The 19,012-nt window shown below is 37.0% G+C and carries 15 protein-coding genes and 1 pseudogene; 12 read left to right on the forward strand and 4 right to left on the reverse strand.

What is annotated here, in order from left to right; all coding sequences use genetic code 11:
- The first annotated feature begins 221 nt into the window (after window positions 1-221).
- The 5 genes from MKX65_RS09595 (at window position 222) to gerQ (ending at window position 4,554) form a co-directional block, all read left to right on the forward strand.
- The gene (locus MKX65_RS09595) at window positions 222-782 is read left to right on the forward strand and encodes an HPP family protein (protein ID WP_340903394.1); all 561 of its coding nucleotides are present in this window, start codon (window positions 222-224) and stop codon (window positions 780-782) included.
- A gap of 218 nt (window positions 783-1,000) precedes the next feature.
- Entirely contained in the window at window positions 1,001-1,918 is a 918-nt protein-coding gene (gene hprK, locus MKX65_RS09600) for an HPr(Ser) kinase/phosphatase (RefSeq protein ID WP_340903395.1), read from the forward strand.
- A 186-nt stretch (window positions 1,919-2,104) separates the two neighbouring features.
- Window positions 2,105-3,355, forward strand: coding sequence for an ATP-binding protein (locus MKX65_RS09605; protein ID WP_340903396.1), 1,251 nt, complete (start codon window positions 2,105-2,107; stop codon window positions 3,353-3,355).
- A gap of 215 nt (window positions 3,356-3,570) precedes the next feature.
- Window positions 3,571-4,047, forward strand: coding sequence for a cell wall hydrolase (locus MKX65_RS09610; protein WP_340903397.1), 477 nt, complete (start codon window positions 3,571-3,573; stop codon window positions 4,045-4,047).
- A 21-nt stretch (window positions 4,048-4,068) separates the two neighbouring features.
- Entirely contained in the window at window positions 4,069-4,554 is a 486-nt protein-coding gene (gerQ, locus tag MKX65_RS09615; protein WP_340903398.1) for a spore coat protein GerQ, read from the forward strand.
- 87 nt (window positions 4,555-4,641) lie between these two features.
- On the opposite strand, the gene yidA is transcribed toward gerQ, so the two are convergent.
- Complete coding sequence (yidA, locus tag MKX65_RS09620) at window positions 4,642-5,448, reverse strand: sugar-phosphatase (protein ID WP_340906206.1); 807 nt, start codon at window positions 5,446-5,448, stop codon at window positions 4,642-4,644.
- A gap of 201 nt (window positions 5,449-5,649) precedes the next feature.
- On the opposite strand from yidA, the gene MKX65_RS09625 reads away from it, so the two are divergent.
- On the forward strand, window positions 5,650-6,429 hold the full coding sequence (locus MKX65_RS09625; protein ID WP_340903399.1) for a fumarylacetoacetate hydrolase family protein: 780 nt from the start codon (window positions 5,650-5,652) through the stop codon (window positions 6,427-6,429).
- Window positions 6,430-6,524: 95 nt separating this feature from the next.
- Here the strand turns inward: MKX65_RS09625 and MKX65_RS09630 are convergent, their stop codons facing one another.
- The 3 genes from MKX65_RS09630 to MKX65_RS09640 all read right to left on the reverse strand — a co-directional run bounded on the left by MKX65_RS09630 (window position 6,525) and on the right by MKX65_RS09640 (window position 10,517).
- Complete coding sequence (locus tag MKX65_RS09630; protein WP_340903400.1) at window positions 6,525-7,871, reverse strand: (Fe-S)-binding protein; 1,347 nt, start codon at window positions 7,869-7,871, stop codon at window positions 6,525-6,527.
- Window positions 7,868-9,289, reverse strand: coding sequence for a glycolate oxidase subunit GlcD (glcD, locus tag MKX65_RS09635; RefSeq protein WP_445677911.1), 1,422 nt, complete (start codon window positions 9,287-9,289; stop codon window positions 7,868-7,870). Before glcD ends, MKX65_RS09630 begins: the two co-directional genes overlap by 4 nt.
- Before the next feature lie 109 nt (window positions 9,290-9,398).
- Complete coding sequence (locus tag MKX65_RS09640) at window positions 9,399-10,517, reverse strand: CdaR family transcriptional regulator (RefSeq protein ID WP_340903402.1); 1,119 nt, start codon at window positions 10,515-10,517, stop codon at window positions 9,399-9,401.
- A 267-nt stretch (window positions 10,518-10,784) separates the two neighbouring features.
- Between MKX65_RS09640 and MKX65_RS09645 the strand changes: the two genes are divergently transcribed.
- The 6 genes and pseudogenes from MKX65_RS09645 (at window position 10,785) to MKX65_RS09670 (ending at window position 18,806) form a co-directional block, all read left to right on the forward strand.
- Window positions 10,785-11,954 (forward strand): pyridoxal-phosphate-dependent aminotransferase family protein, encoded by a 1,170-nt coding sequence (locus MKX65_RS09645; RefSeq protein ID WP_340903403.1) that lies wholly within the window; start codon window positions 10,785-10,787, stop codon window positions 11,952-11,954.
- Window positions 11,955-12,074: 120 nt separating this feature from the next.
- Window positions 12,075-13,991, forward strand: coding sequence for a sigma 54-interacting transcriptional regulator (locus MKX65_RS09650; protein ID WP_340903404.1), 1,917 nt, complete (start codon window positions 12,075-12,077; stop codon window positions 13,989-13,991).
- Window positions 13,988-15,397 carry an FAD-binding oxidoreductase gene (locus MKX65_RS09655; protein WP_340903405.1) on the forward strand — a complete coding sequence of 470 codons (1,410 nt, stop codon included), beginning with the start codon at window positions 13,988-13,990 and terminating at the stop codon, window positions 15,395-15,397. The genes MKX65_RS09650 and MKX65_RS09655 overlap by 4 nt, the downstream gene beginning before the upstream one ends.
- A gap of 18 nt (window positions 15,398-15,415) precedes the next feature.
- The gene (locus MKX65_RS09660; protein WP_340903407.1) at window positions 15,416-16,753 is read left to right on the forward strand and encodes a (Fe-S)-binding protein; all 1,338 of its coding nucleotides are present in this window, start codon (window positions 15,416-15,418) and stop codon (window positions 16,751-16,753) included.
- A gap of 117 nt (window positions 16,754-16,870) precedes the next feature.
- Entirely contained in the window at window positions 16,871-17,515 is a 645-nt protein-coding gene (locus MKX65_RS09665) for a GntR family transcriptional regulator (RefSeq protein WP_340903408.1), read from the forward strand.
- A 125-nt stretch (window positions 17,516-17,640) separates the two neighbouring features.
- Window positions 17,641-18,806: pseudogene (locus MKX65_RS09670) on the forward strand (IS3 family transposase).
- Window positions 18,807-19,012 lie beyond the last annotated feature (206 nt).

Below are 19,012 nucleotides of genomic sequence, written 5' to 3' on the forward strand. Positions count from 1 at the left end.
AAACCGTGTGCTTTTGCTGTTTTATTATGTAGCATTTTCTAATGGATGTGTTAGTGTGAATATAACATAAAAGGGTTCCGAGAACTTGCTTAATTTAATCACCTTATTATAAAATCTAAATTTTTAAAAAAACTATTTAAAAATTCATAGTATTCCTATAAGATATATAACATAATTATATTAGAAAATATTAGATAATTAGTATAGTATAGGGGAATTCAATGAATACTTTAGAAAAATCGAATGACAATATAAAAAATCCATCGTTTGATCGTTTATTGGTATACTTTAATAAAATGAAAGGTGAATCTAGAAACGATGCTAAGTTTGATTATATAGATTCTATCATAAGTGTTGTAGGGGTCTTTCTAGCTGTTAGTATCATTTGTATTTTAGCTTTTTCCTCAAATTATTCTATGGTAATAGGTCCTTTAGGAGCGAGCAGTATTTTAGTATTTGCGGCGCATAACGGTCCTTTATCTCAACCGAGGCAAGTAATTGGGGGCTACATCCTTTCCACTGCAACAGGTCTTCTCATTTGGAGTATTTTTGGGAAGAGTCTGTATATTATAATAATTACCTTAGTGATTGTGTTAATTTTAATGGCTCTTACAAAAACCATCCACCCACCCGCTGCAGCTAGTGCTCTAGTTGCGATTAACTTTGAAACCGGATGGGGCTATCTTATTCCCGTATTCATAGGCATCTTTTTACTAGTGTTTGTTTCCATGCTATATAATAATCTATTTCCTAAGAGACAATACCCGAAACATTGGCTGTAAATAGAGAACATATTTATCTTGAAAAAGTAAGTATATCCGTAGATTTATTTCTACGGTTTTTTATTTGACAAATATTAGGTGTCATTTGTGTTTAAGATAGTCTTTGGATTTATACATTGATATAATATTATATATTCTGTCACAATATAAATAACTTTAGTGTTTCATACATACATTTCTCAATAGTATAAATAGAACGGAATGAGAGGGAGATAGATATGAAAATTTTAACGGTTGAAGATTTGGTTCGGAAATTTTCATTAAAAGTACTTACTGGGGAAAATAAGTTAAAGCAACAAATAAAACAATCAAGATCTCACCGTCCAGGCTTGGAATTTGTGGGTCACTTTGATTTTTTTCCAACGGAACGTGTTCAAATTCTTGGTAGAAAAGAAATTACATATTTACACAAATTGAGTATAGAGGAACGCCAGATGCGTATAGGAAATATTGTAAAATACCATCCACCTTGCTTTATCGTTACTGCTGGACAGGAGGGGCTAACTTATTTAACTCAGTATTGCCTAGAAGAGGGAATTCCATTGTTGTGTACAAACGAGCCTCATCCTACATCTGAATTTATTACAAACCTTGATGATTATATGCTAAAAACATTAGCTCCTGCTATCGCTGTACACGGGGTTTGTATCAATGTATATGGGATGGGCATTTTACTTCGGGGAAATTCAGGTGTCGGTAAAAGCGAAACGGCACATACGATGATAGGTAGGGGTCACAGGCTTGTGGCTGATGATATTGTAGTGTTAAAAAAACTTAGTCCACGAACGATTCTCGGGACCCATGATGGAAAAACGAAGGAGTTTCTAGCGCTTCGGAGTATCGGCCTATTAAATGTAGTCCGCTTATATGGGCGAAAAGCTTTTCAGGATGAGACGAGGATTGCGCTAGATATTGAATTGACAAAATGGCAGAAAAATTCACTCAATAATGAGTTGGATCACGAAGCCAAATATACCGAATATATGGGAGTACAAATCCCCCATATAGAAATTCAGCTTCAACCGGGTCGCGATGTGGCGGGTTTAATTGAAGCAGCGGCAAATAACTGGCTTCTGAAGCAGCAAGGTTACAGTGCAGCGGAGGAGTTTATGCAACGGTTAGAGTCTGATATATAATCTTGAGCAATCAATGGCATTAATCATTAGATTAATGTCCTTTTTAGTTTTTGTATAAGAATTTTACGTAACTGCTTCACTTAATAAATAATTTTACAGAAGTACTATATTTTAGTGAAATTAGGTCGATAAAGATAATATAAATATCTCAAATTCAAAATGCTTATACATACGAAAGGTACACAGATGAGTATAATTAAAGATTTTTTGTTTCAACTGACGCTAGTGGTTATCCCTATATTTATTTACTATACATTTATTACAGAAAAGGTAAAAAGCCAGAAAAATAAAAACATCATTATGACCATTTTATGGGGAATATCAATCATATTTTGCATGTCCTTTCCAGTGAATTTTGGTGATAATTCTCGTTTGGAGTTAAGAATTATTCCTCTATTATTAGGCACGTTATATGGTGGATTTTGGCCGGGGATCTTCTTGTCTGTAATAATCATCCTTTTTCGCCTATCCTTTGGAATTAGTATAGGATTTTATAATACGGTTCTTGTCTTATTAACATCACTACCTTTTATATTGTTTTTTCAAAGATCGTTTTCACTTTCGAAAAAAGATAAAAGGGTAAAAATTGCGGTGGGTCTTTCCTTGTTTTACTGTCTAAGTGGCCTTACTATTTTCTGTATTTTGAGAGGTTTTTCCTATGATTTTTTCAAAATACAGATGGTTCATCTTTTCTTAGCAGTAGTTGTTACTTGGTTATTTACCATTCTGATTGAAAAAATCAGGGAGATTCACCAGCTTCGTTTAGAGGTTCAAAATACGGAGAAATTACGAGTGATAAGTGAGTTAACAAGTGTTTTCGCTCATGAAATCAGAAATCCAATGCAAGTTACACGTGGTTTTTTACAACTTCTAAATGAACCCGATTTGCCAAAAGTAAAAAAAGAATATATAAAAATATCAATTGATGAACTGGATCGTGCAAATGAAATTATTGAAGATTTTTTATCCGTTGGAAAACCGTCCATTAATAACATCGCAAAAATCGAAGTAGGTTATCAGATAGAACGTGTAGTAAATATCATACGAAGTTACAGCCTCAATCATAATGTTGAGATTAGAACGGATATTCAGGATAACTGTTGGATATTTGCTAACCCCCAAAAATTGAACCAGTCGTTAATTAATATTTTGAAAAATGCTGTAGAGTCTATGCCCACTGGAGGAAGGGTTTGGGTTAGTTGTACTGCAACAGATGATGGATTCATAAAAATTATCATTAAGGACCAAGGAATTGGCATGACAAAAAAACAAATAGACAGACTTGGCTCTCCGTTTTATTCTTTAAAGGAAAAAGGAACAGGATTAGGAATGATGGTAAGTTTTCAAATTATCCATTCTTTCAAAGGGAAAATAAAAGTGAATAGTGAAAAAGATAAGGGTACTGAAGTTATTATTCTTTTACCTCAGATTAACTAGGATATGAATGAATCAGACATACAACTTCCATTTTGTGTTAGTCTTTAAAACTAGTGACAAAGTACGTAAAGAAACCTTAATTTCAAGGTTTTTTTTTGGCCATTTTGTTAGTGATTATATCGATAAGTTTAATTTTTAAAATATAGGCATATAGGCAAGCTACCAAACTCAGCTTCGGTTAATAAATTATCTGTATAAGCCGAAGGGGTGAGAAAATGGGCAGACGAATAAAACATAATGCACGTGACGTGGAGGAGTTAGCAAGGCTCATGCTGGCTGAAGCGATAGGAGAAGGAGTTCAAGGGATGAACAAAGTGGGAACGGTTGTAGCCAATCGTGTAGAGGCTAACTGTGCTCCTGATTTCAAAAACCTACGCAATATTAGGCATGCCATTTACCAAACGATACCTGGAACTGGGGTCCCTCATTTCGAACCCGTCTTAAATGGGTCATTGTATACACAACGTCCCAGCGAAGAAGACCTCCAAAGAGCTAGGAATTTGTTACATGGTCATAGGGAACCTCGTGCCAAAATGAATCTGTGGTTTTATAACCCAAGTCCAGGGAAAAAGTTTCGAGCACCTTGTGGCGCTACTATGCCTAGGTCACCTATGACGAAGTTCGATTTTGCGTTCAAAAATCATTGCTTCTATGTCGCTGTACCGGGCTACTGCACAGAATTTTATAGATAAAATTTTTAGGAGTTGATTTTTATGTCTTGTCAAGACTTTAATTATTATCCCATGAACTACTATTCTAGTTTTTATCCATCTTCTATGTCTAGGGAAAGTGGCACCCAACCTGCTGGCGCTCCAGCGGCTATGCCTTCTGGTTTCCCACCAGGCATGCATTCTGGACCTACGTATTCTGTCCCGGTAGTTCCGATGGGGACTGGACAGCAACTTTTAGCAGGAGCGGTGGAAGAATCATTTATTGAAAATATCCTGCGCTTTAACAAAGGTAAAATCGGAACTTTTTACTTTACTTACCAAGGTAACAGCAAATGGAACGCGATGGTTTATCACGGGCGAGTAGAAACAGCTGGTCGTGATCATATCATCATTAGTGATCCTACAAGTGGCAAACGCTACCTCCTGATGATGGCAAATCTTGACTGGGTAGAATTTGATGAAGAGATTAACTATCCTTATCCGACAATCTCTCCAGATGTCCAGGCGAGTCTTACGTCTACGGACTGAGTTTATAAAACAATGAAAACCCGCTTATTCGTGAAGCGGGTTTTCATTGTGAGCTTTATTTCAAAAGAAGGATAGTGCCTTTATTAGCTATGTATTTAATATTAATTGTTCAATCGCATATGCGACTCCATGTTCATTATTGGAACGTGTATGAAATTGAGCGATTTCTTTGACACTTTCCTCGGCATTCCCCATAGCTACGCCACAACCTGCATACTCAATCATGGTTAAATCATTCTCGCCATCACCAATACAGATGACTTCTTCACGAGCTATGCCTAATTTTTCAGCAAGAAGTTTTACAGCATTTCCTTTACTGACACTTGGGTGTAAAATTTCATAAAAAAAGGGAGCACTGCGCACCATCGTATATTGTTCCTTAAGAGTTGCTGGAATTGCAGCTATCGTTTTCTCTAAGCGTTCAGGTTCTCCAACAAACATTACTTTCGGTATTAAGATCTCTGAGGGTATTTCATCAATTTCTCTATAATGCAAAGGCACACCATTTACAAATGATTCGACAACGGTATATGGACTAATGTCCTTATTGGGAGTATAAATTCTTTGTGAATCAAAGAAATGCATGGATGTCTGGAGTTGTTGGCTGACTCCATAGAGAGTCATTAAGTCTTCATGTGTTAAAGAAATTTCTGACGCGACTTCTTTTGTTTCTGAATGTTGGACTAATGCTCCATTAAACGTAACCACATATTGGTCATGTAGGTCTAACTCTTCAATGAACTCATGAACCCCTCCGATCGGTCTTCCTGTACAAATGACCACTTTAACTCCTCTTCGTTTAGCTTCTTGGATTGCCTCATTTACTTCTCTTGTTACCTCTTTACGATCATTAATTAAGGTTCCATCAATATCAATAGCAAGCAATTTATACATGTTCATTGATTCACTCCAATATTAGGTATTTACCATATCGTAGCACATTTTTTTTGAGAGAAGCTAATTGTTTTAATTTTGCGAATATTATTGCAGAAATCGATGGTTACATGGTATTCTTTTTATACATAAAATAAAACATCGTTTCGCAATAACAAACAACATGGAATATTGATATTAATAAACAAAGGAGGAATTATGATGAAATTTGCCCGATTTGCAGTGGATTCTAAAATTTATAAAGGAGTAATTAGTGATGATTCTATCAATGAAATAAAGGGAAATATATTTGAAAACTGGGAGTTTACAGGTCTAACATTTCCGCTGCAGGAAGTTCATTTACTGGCACCGTTAGAACCAAATCAAGTGATTGGGATTGGTGCAAATTATGTTGCTAAAGCGGAAGACTTACCAGAGGAACTACCTGAAATACCTGTTTTTTTCTTTAAGCCTAACTCATCTGTAATAGGACCTGAAGAAAAAATTATTATACCTGAAGGAATTGACCAAGTAAAATTTGAGTCCGAATTAGCTGTTGTGATGGGAAGAGAGGCTAGAAACGTTTCGGAATCAGAGGTTCTTGATTACATATTCGGCTATACCATTGGAAATGACGTTACAGCCCCTCAGTATTTCCATCAGGATGGTCACTGGACCATAGGTAAATCTTTTGATACATTTACTCCATTAGGACCGGTTATTGAAACGGAGCTTAATCCATTTCATATTAATGTTCAAGCAAGCGTTAACGGGATCGAAAAACAAAACAGCCCAACCAGTTTAATGATTATATCCATTCAAAAAATGGTTTCCTATCTTTCAAAGGTGATGACTCTTAAACCGGGTGACGTAATCTTGACAGGAAGTCCTGTTGGAGCAGAATTGATAGGCGAGGGAGAATTCATTGAATGCCGTATCGAGGGGATTGGGATACTCCGCAATACATTTGTAACCTCGAAGGTGAAATCAAATCTCCGCTAGTGTAGGATTTAACAACGGAATGAATTAAAAAAACTAAAACTGTGTTCGTTTACCTTGATCAAGCAGACGAACACAGTTTAGTTTTTCTCTTTTCTTTATAAATCCACTAGGTTTTTGTCAGAATATTGATCGGCTTCAAGCAGCAGGTCTGCAATATGTACCACACGTACATGATTAGTTAGACCCTCTCGCTCAATGCCAAGCTTCATTTGCAGAAAGCAGCCTGGGTTAGCGGTGACAATAGTTGTTGCATTCGTTGCTTTTGTTGATTTCATTTTTGTGTCTAGTATTTTCATAGACATTTCCGTTTCTACTATATTATAAATCCCAGCTGAACCACAGCATCGATCTGCGTTCTTCATTTCACGATACTCTGCATTATTAATTGATTTTAATAGGGTACGAGGCTCGGAAGACGTTTTCATTACATTCCTTAAGTGACATGAATCCTGGTATGTAATAACTTGGGCTGGTAGTTGTAAATTTCTTTTATGGAACTGCAAATCAATTAAAATACTAGAGATGTCTTTTAATTTTTCTGAAAACTGCATGGCGCGATCTGCCCATTCTGGCTCATCTTTTAGAAGGTGATGATAATCTATTAAAAACGCACCACAGCCACCTGCATTTGTAATGATGTAATCCACCTGAAGATCTTCAAAGGCCTTAATATTTCGTTTTGCGAGCTCTTTTGCTGCGTTCTTTTCTCCGCTATGGCCATGTAAGGCACCACAGCAAGCCTGTTCAGTTGGTATGACAATATCGCAGCCTGCTCTCTGTAAAAGCTTCATAGTAGAATCATTTGTTTTCATAAACATCGTATCCATTAGGCACCCAGAGAAGAATGCAACACGTTTTTTTACAGTCGTTTCTGATTGAAGAGAGGTAGGACGATTTTTCAATTCCTTCATTGTTGGTATTTCTGGAAGAACTCTTTCCATTGATGACAAGCTTTCCGGTAAAAGTTTCATCATACCACTAGTCCGAACCATGCGTTGTAGACCTGAGCGTTGGTAAAAACCTATTAATCCTGTTAAAGTACGAATGCGGTTTTGATGGGGAAATAGACCTTCAAATACAGCCTTTCGAACCGTTCTTACAGGTAAAGAATGTTTCTTGTTTTGATTAATAATGTCACGAGCTTCCTCAAGTAAATGACCATAATTTACTCCCGATGGACACACTGGCTCACAAGCTCTGCAACCTAAGCACATATTAAGTGAACGTTCAACATCCTCGTCTGGCTCGATAATCCCATCCACTACTGCTTTCATGACGGCTAAGCGGCCCCTTGGAGAATGGGATTCTTGAAACCCTGAATCGATATAAGTTGGACAAGTAGGTAAACAAAATCCGCAACGCATACAGTTCAGAAGGTCGTCTTCATTCATACGTTCCTTAAATTGCTGTTGGATATTCTCTCGTTCCTTTAGCGTTGTCATTTCGTAACCACCACCCGTTTCCTTGTATCTTTTGCAAAGACCTTTCCAGGATTCATTATATTATTTGGATCTAAAGAATCTTTGATTGCCTTCATAGCTGCAATCCCCGCTTCACCGAGCTTCAATTCGAGATATGGCGCTTTCATCATTCCTACACCATGTTCACCTGTAATTGTCCCGCCAAGTTCAATCGCTTTTTCGAAGATTTCTTCAAAGGCTTTTTCAACACGTTCAATTTCTTCATGATTTCGTACATCGGTTAAGCAGGTTGGGTGTAAATTTCCATCACCGGCATGTCCAAATGTACATATATTTAGGTTATACTTTTTGGCTATATCGTTAATAGATTTTACCATTTTAGCTATTTCAGAACGCGGAACCGTAGCGTCCTCTAAGTAGGTTGTTGGCTTTAACTGGGCCAATGCAGAAAGCGCTGAACGCCGTGCCGTTCTAAGACTCTCGGCTTCTTCTTGGGAATGTGCTATTTTTACGGATACTGCCTGCTCATGCTCACATATATTTGCCATTCTATCCATATCGCGCTTTACGACTTCGATAGGTCCATCTTGTTCAATGAGAAGGACAGCTTTTACATCTGTTGGTAAGCCAATTTGCGCATGGGCTTCAACAACCTTTAGTGTTGGTTGATCAAGAAATTCAAGGGTGGTAGGGATGATTTTATTGGCAATGATTTTGGAGACCGTTTTCGCTGCAGCGTCAAGGTCTTGATATAGTGCAAGCATTGTCATCTTAGCCTCAGGCATTGGGATGAGTTTAAGTGTCGCCTCAGTAACAATACCTAGTGTACCTTCGGAACCAACAAGTAGCCGAGTAAAATCATAGCCAGCAACATCCTTTGCAAGCTTGCCCCCCGTGCGAATAATGTCTCCGTTAGCTAATACGATTTCTAAAGCGATTACATAATCGCGTGTGACCCCGTACTTAAGCCCTCGTAAGCCTCCGGAATTTTCATTAATATTTCCGCCAATGGTTGAGATTTTCATAGAGCTTGGGTCAGGGGGGTAGAATAACCCTTTTTCTTCAACTGCTTGAATCATATCTAAAGTAATTACCCCTGGTTGAACCGTTACTGTAAGGTTTTCTTCATCGATTTCTATGATAGAATTCATATGCTTAAATAAAAGGACAATGCCGCCTTCTGTTGGACACGTTCCTGCACAGAGATTTGTTCCAGAACCTCTAGGGACAATCGGGATGCTATGCTCATTACAAATTTTAACGATTTCAGATATCTCTCTTGTGTTTCTAGGAGCAATCACTAGATCAGGAAGAGACTGAAATTGTGGTGTTGCATCATAGGAATAAACAAGCCTCCCCACCTTTGAATCATCAATATTTTCCGGACCTACTATCTTTAAAAGTTTTGACTTTATTTGATTTGTTATCAATGCGAACATCCTTCCTAGTATTAGTAGCGAATAATAAGTTCTGTAAGCATACTCCAATCATAAAAAAACTCTGTATGATTTTCTATGGATAATCATACAGAGTTTACGTAATTTTTATTTAATTTTTTAGATAATCATCCAAAAATGTCAGAGCGAGATACAGAGTAGTCATATCGTGAATATCTCGTGGATTTAAATTTGTCAGTTGTTCAATTCGTTTCAACCGGTAGTGTAGAGTGTTAATATGGATATGCAGTGCATCGGAAGTTCCTTTAAATGATTGATTCTGTCCTAGAAATGTTTTTAATGTATCAATCAATTCAGTTTCATTCAAGATGGGTGCAATCGTCCGATTAACGAATTCGACTCTCGTTTCTTTCTTAATATCCTCTAAACACATTTCTAGTCTTAAATCATCGTCGAAAACAATAGAACTCGTTCGTCTAGCTACTGTCAAAGCTCTTTCGGCATGTTTGAATGATTGATAGAGAACTTGAGGAGGAACAACTTCCCCAATTCCAAAAGAAATATTGAGGTTTATCCGTTCATTTAAAAAATTTTTTAACTTCTCAGTGAATTGCAATGTTTGTTGTTTTTTTTCAATTCCATGTACTCCGTGTAATATAACAAGACGTTCATTCCCCCATCTAACAAATACATCATCGCTATTCATCATAAAAGATGGCATAATATCCTTCCAAATATTTGTTTGGATGATTTCTCGACCCTCCGATAAATAATGACCAATAATCACTTGTCGATTAATATGTAAATCAATTCCTAGTAACTCAGCTTGGTTAAGAAATGTGCCAGACCATTCTTTTTTTTGAACCCAGTCAAATACAAAAGCCTCAAGAACTCGGGCTTGCCATTCCATTTGCTCCGAATAGTAGCTTTCTGTGATGAGTAATTCTGTCATTTTTCTTATTATTTCTCCGTACTGTGATACTTGATTTGGGTTGCCTGTAATCCCGATAATCCCAACGATTTGATTCTGAAAGAAGACGGGTAAGTTAATACCTGCTTTCACACCTTTTAATAGAAGTTGATCTTGTTCGGTGATAATAACTTTTTTTCGTTCACGATAGCAAATCAATGCCCCTTCATGAAAGGAACCCACGCGATATTCATCGGTACTTGCGATAATTGTTCCATATATATCTACTACAATTAAATCTTCCTCTAGAAACTTTTTTACCTCAGAGATAATGTTCTTTGCTAATGAAGGTCGTATCATATTCACTTCTCCAAAATGTATATTACTTGTCTATTCATATACTAATACGTTTTCTTTGTGTAAGAAAAGTATTTTTTACCTGAATTATTTGTAAATCCAAATTCGTTTCATAATGAAACGTTTTGTGACGTTCGATTGTGTCATTTTGAAATGTTAATGAAGTGAGAATGAAAGATTTATAGAAAATATAAACAGAAAATGAATTGGCACAAAAATTGCATACAAGAAAAGAGTGCATACCATTTTGATTAATAGGGGGAAATAAAGATGTTTTCTGAAAAAATGGATTTAAGACTACCAGGTCCCGTTCAGGTACCTAGAGAAATTCAACGGGCTATGTTACGGAGCTTTGATCATCCAATGATGGACTATCGTAATGAAGAGTTTCAGGAAATCCTTAAAGAAACAACCGATGCAGCAAAGATGATTTTTCAAACGCAAAACCCTGTATATGTCTTAACTTCAAGCGGCGCATCTGCCCTTGAAACGTCGATGGTAAACCTAGTCGGCCCATCTGATACGATTATCATTTGTTCGGTTGGATATTTCGGGGAGTATTTGACGGAGATCGCTGAGCATATTGGGGTTAAGGTTATAAAGATTGAAACTGAATGGGGAAAGATTGTAAATCCAGAAGATGTGAGAAAGGCGTTGAAAAATAATTCAGAAGTAAAGGCTGTCTTTGCCACTCATTGTGAAACGTCAACCGGAGCGATTAATCCAATTAAAGAGATTGCTAATGTTGTAAAAGAAACAGAAGCAGTTTTTGTTGTGGATGCCGTAAGCTCCATTGTAGGAACACCATTGTATATGGATGAGTGGGGAATTGACATCGTAGCAACAGGTGGCCAAAAAGCATTAATGCTTCCACCAGGAATTGCATTAATAACATTGAGTGAGAAAGCATGGACAGCTGTAGAAAAACATAAATGTCCTTCTTACTATTTTGATTTAAAGAAATATAAGAAATGGCTTCCTATTGGCCATACTCCATACACACCAAATATCGCACTGGTTAATGGTCTACTAGAGGCATGCCGAATGATTGAAAGATCAGGCGGTATGGAAGCAGAATACAAGCGCCATGCCTGCCTAAAAGAGATGACCCGTGCTGGAGTTAGAGCATTAGGATTAAAACTATTTGTTGAAGATTCTATTGCAAGCCCTACATTAACCTCTGTTGTCTTTGACTTCATGGATGCAGATCAATTTAGAAAAAAGATGCGTGAAGACCTTCATGTTGCCATTGGTGGTGGACTTGGGCAATTAAAAGGAAAATTACTACGTCTTGGACACATGGGATATACAGATGCTTCGGATATATTAAAAATGTTTGCCTCATTAGAATTAAATTTAGTAAGACATGGTGTAAATGTACAGCTAGGTGCAGGGGTTTCCGCTGCACAAAAATACTGGCTGGAAAATCCTTGGTGTTAATTGGATATCTTGGCTCTAAATCTGTTAACCTGTTGGACCTCCTAGAGAAAATATATAATTTAATATTTTAATAGTATAATGGGAGTAAAATACTCATTTTTCTATTCTGGGAGGAAAAAAATGTCTTCAATTGTGATTATTGTTCCTTTTAAGGATTTGGCAGATATTTCAAAAGAAGCTTGCCTCAAGATAGGAGCTCAAATACCTGTTATAAATATACCTATGAATCAAGTAGTAGATGCTGCGAAGCAGGCGGAAAATAGCGGCGCGGAGGTTATCATTTCGCGTGGGATAGCCGCATGGAATATCTCGCAGTCAGACGTACGAATTCCCGTCGTTTCTATTCCTATAAGTGGTTATGATATGCTAAGAGCTTTTACGAAAGCATCAGAGATAGGGGAACGGATAGGTATTGTTGATTCGAGAGAGACACTTACAAATGTGGAAAGTTTAGAACTTATTTTAAAAACTAAAATAGAAAAAATTGCAGTTCACTCGTTAAATGAAGCAGAGCTTGCGATCAATGAATTAATCGAAAAAGGTATCGATGTTTTAATTGGTAGATATTCTTATGTACAACTAACCAAAAAAAGAGGAATCAAATCTATAATCATAAGGTCAGGAGTAGAGTCAATAATCCAAGCTATTTCTGAGGCTGAGTCCGTATTGAAGGTTAGACAAAAAGAAATAAACCGTACGAAGCAATTGCAGGCAATCCTTGACTTTATTACAGATGGAGTCATATCAGTAGATCATAATGGGGTTATAAATGTTTGTAATCCAGCGTTCGAAAAGATGCTGAATACTCCTTATAAAAATATTATCGGTAAAAAAATGGATGACCTTTTATCGAACTCTATTATTTCGAGGATTCTAGAGTCTGGAAAAGAGGAAATTAATCGTATCCAAGAGATTAATGGTATGAAAGTGATCGCCAATCACATTCCAATTCACCAGGGAGAGAAGGTGTTAGGGATTGTAAGTACATTTCAGGAGATCAATAAGCTACAGCAAAAAGAGCACGAAATCAGAAAGAAGCTTTCCTATAACGGACATATCACAAAATATTCAATCGAGCAAATGGTAGGTGAAAGTGAAAAATATAAGGGAGCTGTCGAAAAAGCTATCAAGTATGCAAAGGCTGATTCTACCATTCTGCTTTCGGGAGAAACAGGTGTAGGAAAAGAAGTGTTTGCCCATATCATTCATAGCCAGAGTACTCGTTCTGACGGCCCGTTTGTTGCCGTGAATTGTGCTGCAATTCCATTGACTCTATTAGAAAGTGAGTTATTTGGCTATGTTGAAGGGGCCTTTAGTGGTGCGAAAAAGGGAGGGAAATCTGGGCTTTTTGAAATGGCCCATAATGGAACGATTTTTCTTGATGAAATTGGAGAAATGGAAGAACAGCTTCAAGCAAGACTGTTGAGAGTTCTACAAGAAGGAGAAGTAAGAAGACTTGGAGATGACCGCGTGATCCGAATAAACGTTCGAGTAATCACAGCGACAAATCGTAATTTAGAAGAACTTGTTAAATCGGGAAACTTCAGAACTGATCTTTACTACAGGATAAACATTCTGAATATTTCGATTCCTCCTTTGCGAGAAAGAAAAAAAGACATTCCTCTATTATGTGAGAGTTTTATTAAGGAATTAAACATAACTATTCAAAAGAATACAATTGGCTTTGATGAGAAGGCCATTCAATTACTACAAAGTTACCCTTGGCCTGGCAATATTCGAGAATTACGAAATATAGTAGAACGGTCTATGATTCTTTCAAGTGAAGATATTATATCCTCTGCAACTGTGTTAGAGGCGGGAGGAGCCTCTTTTGAATACTCGTTACAAGAGAACATGCCCTGTCCAGAAAAAACTATTAAGGATCAAGAAGGATTAATTGAAAATGAAAAGGCATACATCTTAGGTGTTTTAAAACAGGTAAATGGGAACAAAACGGAAGCAGCGAAAATTCTAGGTATCGGAAGATCAACACTATGGAGAAAATTATCGAACACAAATGAAGGAGGTACAAAATGAATGAAATAATCATCTTGCGATTAAAACAGATTTTTGATTCAAACCGTGTTTTAACTAGCAGAACGGATAGAATGACCTATTCATATGATGCCTCATTTGCTACTCAGTTAAATCCTAGTGAACCAGAAGTAGTCGTGATTCCTCAAACGACAGACGAAGTTAGCGAATGTGTGAAATTGGCAAACGAATTCAGAGTCCCTCTTTATCCAAGAGGAGCGGGAACCGGCCAAACAGGAGGAGCTGTTCCAGTAAAGGGAGGTATCGTGATGGACCTTTCCAAAATGAATCGAATCTTGGAAATTGACCATCAAAACATGCAAGTAATTATTGAACCTGGTGTTGTACAAGCGGATTTAAATAACGCTCTCAAGAAATATAATTTACGCTTTCCACCAGATCCAGGTAGTGCGAAAATGTGCACAATTGGTGGGATGGTTTCAAATAATTCAAGTGGGCTTAGGGCTGTTAAATATGGTGTCACCCGGACATACGTACTAGGGTTAGAGGTTGTATTGCCTACTGGAGATGTGATTGTTACAGGCGGGGAAAAATCAAAAGCATTAAAATCGGTTTCGGGATTTGATCTATCACACCTTATGATTGGCTCTGAAGGTACCCTAGGAATTGTAACAAAGTTACGTTTGAAAATACTTCCCTTGCCTGAAACCAGAGGAATTGTATTAGCCTCGTTTTTGAAGCTAGAGGATGCGGGCATGGCTGTAAATGCAACGTTTCGCTCAGGCTTACAGCCATCTGCCATTGAAATAATGGATGTCAATTGCATTAAAGCTGCGAATATGATGAAGCCCGTCTTGCAACTACCAGATGATAATGAAGCATTACTCATCTTTGAGGTCGATGGAGGTCAAGATGAAGTGACATCACAGGTAATGAGGCTGAGTCAAGTAGTCAGTGAATACTCACACTATGTGAAATTTAGCAATGAACCTGATGAATGTCAGGCGCTTTGGGAAGCACGACAAATTGTAGGTGCAGCGGTTGGACTACTAAATCCAGGTGGGTTTAGAGTGTATGGAGGAGAAGATATTTGTGTTCCAATTTCGAAGCTGCCTGAAGTGCTTAGGAGTATTCATAACCTTGCGGATAAATACGGAATCATATGCGGTATTTATGGCCATGTGGGCGATGGAAATCTCCATACAGGTCCAGTGATTAAACTCAATAATAAGGTTGAAGTTGAAAATGTTCAAAAAATGATAGATGAGATCCATCATTTGGCTATTGAGATGGAGGGAACAACAACAGCTGAGCACGGAGTTGGAATTGTTAGAGCAGAATATATGGAAAAGGAGCATGGACCTGCACTCGAATTGATGAGAGCAATAAAAAGAACGATGGATCCTAATAATATTTTAAATCCAGGAAAGATGGCTTTGCCAAACTAATAATTTTAGGAGGGTTTTATGAAAGCGTTGACAACAGAAGAAGCCATGCTGACTTGTGTAAGATGCGGAGCATGCCGTGAAGTTTGTCCAACTCTTGACATTACTGGAAGAGAAGCCGATGGTCCTAGGGGCCGCGTCTTGATGGCAAGAAGCTTACTTTTAGGAGAAATACCCGTAAATAATGAAATTAAAGATCAGCTAGACCGCTGTCTCCTTTGCTCAGCCTGTGTCGATGCATGTCCAATCGATGTACCTGTCCCTGACATTGTCATGCTTGCAAAAGAGAGAATACAGGAAGCAAGAGAAAAAGTCGAAGTAAAAGTGGAAGATTTACATAAAGAATCTTCGATTGTAAAAAAAGTAAAATCTTTTTTCTATGAAAAAATACTACCCAATCAGTCTCATCTTCATAAAATTGGTCATTTGTTATGGATCTACCAAAAAAGTGGAGTTCAGTCGCTCGTAAGAAAGCTAGGAATAATTAATCTTTTTCCATCACAGCTTTCAGATATGGAAAGGATTATGCCGGAAATTTTATCTCCTAGTAAAAGAAAGCCATTGCCTGTTTGGACTGATAATGTGAATGTCACAATTGAAAACCCAAAGGAAGTAGCAATGTTCCGTGGATGTATTATGGATGTGATGTTTAGAGAAACAAATGAACACTCGATTCAGCTCCTCTCAAAATCGGGTTTTAAAATTCATACTCCTTCTGAACAAACCTGCTGTGGCGCTCTGCATATTCATAATGGAAATCGAAAGAAAGCCATTGAACTAGCAAAACAAAATATTGAAGTATTTGAAAAATCAAGTGCAGAAAATATTGTGTCAAATGCCGGTGGCTGTGGGGCAGCATTACGTGAATATGAGGAGCTCTTTCGAGATGATCCAGAATGGCTACCACGTGCACGAGAATTCTCAAGAAAGGTTCGGGATATTAGCGAAGTCATTTTAGAAAAAGGATCTCTGCCAAAGGCTGTTGGTAGAGGTGAACGAGTAACCTATCAGCCTTCCTGCCATCTGCAATATGTTATGAAGGTAAAGGATGCTCCTACTAAACTATTAAAATCCGTTTCAGAATCAGAGTATGTTGATTTACCTGGTTCGAAGCATTGTTGCGGATCTGCAGGTATCTATAACCTGCTGCAGCCTCAATTAGCAGGCGATATATTAGTAAGAAAAATGGAGAAAGTCAATCAAACGAATCCTGCGGTATTGATTACGACTAATCCAGGGTGTTACTTACAAATGAAATCGGGAATTTACAAGGACAAAAAAGAAGATACCATCAGGCCTCTTCATATCGTAGATTATTTACTAGAATCCATTGAATGTGCAGAGAAAACTAATAATTAAAGCAATCTTTCCCCCTAATGTAAAGGGGGATTTTCTTTTAAGTTGCATATATTAAAAAATCTATATATTCTATAAAATAGATAGAGCAATATCATACATGGGAAATGAGGAAAGAAATTGGAAATCAACATTGTTCAACCCTTGTACCAACAGGCATATAGAGAATTTAAAAAATTAATATTAACGGGTCAAATCTCGCCTGGTGAGAAAATTGTCATGTCAAAGCTTGCTGAGCAATATAACATTAGCCGAACTCCATTGCGAGAAGCATTACGACAATTGCAAACGGAAGGGTTAATTGTCCAAGATCATACAAGTATGAAAGTTGTCGAATTAAATAAAACTGATTTTTTAGAACTTTTTCATTGTAGGTTGCTTTTAGAGAAAGAAGTGATTCGAATGATTGTAGAGGAAATCACTGAAGCAAAGTTAGAGAAAGTTTATGAAGTGTTAATGGAGTCTAACGATGCGATAGAAGTAGGGGATAGCTTCAAAATCCTTGAGTTGAATACACAATTTCATGAATTGTTAATCATGAGCTGTTCGAATTACCAGCTGGCACATCTATTAAACCATGTTAGATCTTTATTATTAATTTATAGAGCGAATATCAACCAGAAACCACAATACTCTAAAGAAATTTATCATGAACATTTAGAAATTTATAATGCAATTAAATCTAGGGATGTTGAAAGAGCTGTGGAAGTTATTGAGGAACATCTTAAAAATGATCAGATTAGAGGACAATCCGTTTTTGAATAAATAAAAAAAGCACCGTTTAACACACCAGTGTTTGGACTAACCTAAAATAGTGAGACAATATAAAACACCTCCAAAATGGCAATACTTGAGATAAGTATTGTGACATTATTCGGAGGTGTTTTTGCGTGGGCAAAAAAACTGTATATACAAAAGAGATTAAATGGGCGGTAGTAAGAGATAAGCTTGAAGGAAAATTAACAACACGGGAAATTATGAACAAATACAAAATCAAAAATAAAACTCAAATTGAAACTTGGATGAGATGGTACAAGAATGGAGAAATGTATCGGTTTGATCAGCCAATTGGTAAACAATATACATTTGGGCATGGGCCCGATTCTTTAAGTAAGGACGAGCGAATAAGTAATCAACTAACTCACCTAAAAATGGAGAATGAAATTCTAAAAAAGTATATGGCGATGAGAAAGGAGTCGATAAAGGGCTAGTAGTACAATTGGTTGAATAATTTCGTGAAAAATATACCGTTACTTCCATTTTAAAAGTTTTAGGGATTCCACGTGCTAGCTATTATCGTTGGACTAAAGGGTTTGGTGAATATCGGAATGAACATGAAGATTTAATTATTGAAATCTGTAAGGCTACTAAATATAGAAATGGTCATAGGAAAATTAGAGCTATTCTAAAGCGAGAACATCATATTCATCTTAATAGGAACACAGTTCAAAACATTATGCAGAAGCATCATTTGCAGTGTAAGGTGAAACCAAAACGCAAGTGGAAATCGCAGGGAGAAAGTGAAGTCATTGTACCTAATATTCTTAATCGTGATTTTAGTGCAAGTAAACCAAATGAGAAGTGGGTAACGGACATTACGTATATCCAGTATGGCAGCGAAACATTATATCTGTCTACGATTATGGATTTGTATAATAATGAAATTGTAGCTTATAAGATTTATAATCATCAACAAACGACATTAGTAATTGATACACTGCAGGATGCTTTGGATAAACGCAATCAGCCAGAAGGAGTTATTATACACTCCGATCAGGGGAGTGTGTATACTTCGTATACTTTTCAAAATTATTTGAAGGAACATCATTTAGTAGGTAGTATGTCCAGACGAGGGAACTGTTGGGACAATGCGGTGATTGAATCATTTCATTCAAATTTAAAGACAGAGGAATTCCAATATTGTAAGTTTAATACCCTATCTAATTTAGAAGTTATTTCTAGAATAGATGGGTACATTCATCATTACAACGAGGGTAGGATTCAAGCAAAATTAGGCTACTTAACTCCAATAGAATTTGGATTAAAGGCAGCTTAAAGGATTCGGGGTTATCCACTTTGCATGTAGAAAAGACGTGCACTTTATTTGGAGATGCGGGCATGATAGCCTATTATGGCTAAGCCAGATTTTTCTTTGAGATATCTGGCTTCCTGGCTAAAGAATCTATGCCCGCAGAGGCTCCAAGTAAAGTGACAAAGTGCCTGAACTATTTCCAGTAAAGAACCAATATCAAATTAATGAAA

The organism is Robertmurraya sp. FSL R5-0851 (assembly GCF_038002965.1).
Taxonomy (GTDB): domain Bacteria; phylum Bacillota; class Bacilli; order Bacillales; family Cytobacillaceae; genus Robertmurraya_A; species Robertmurraya_A beringensis.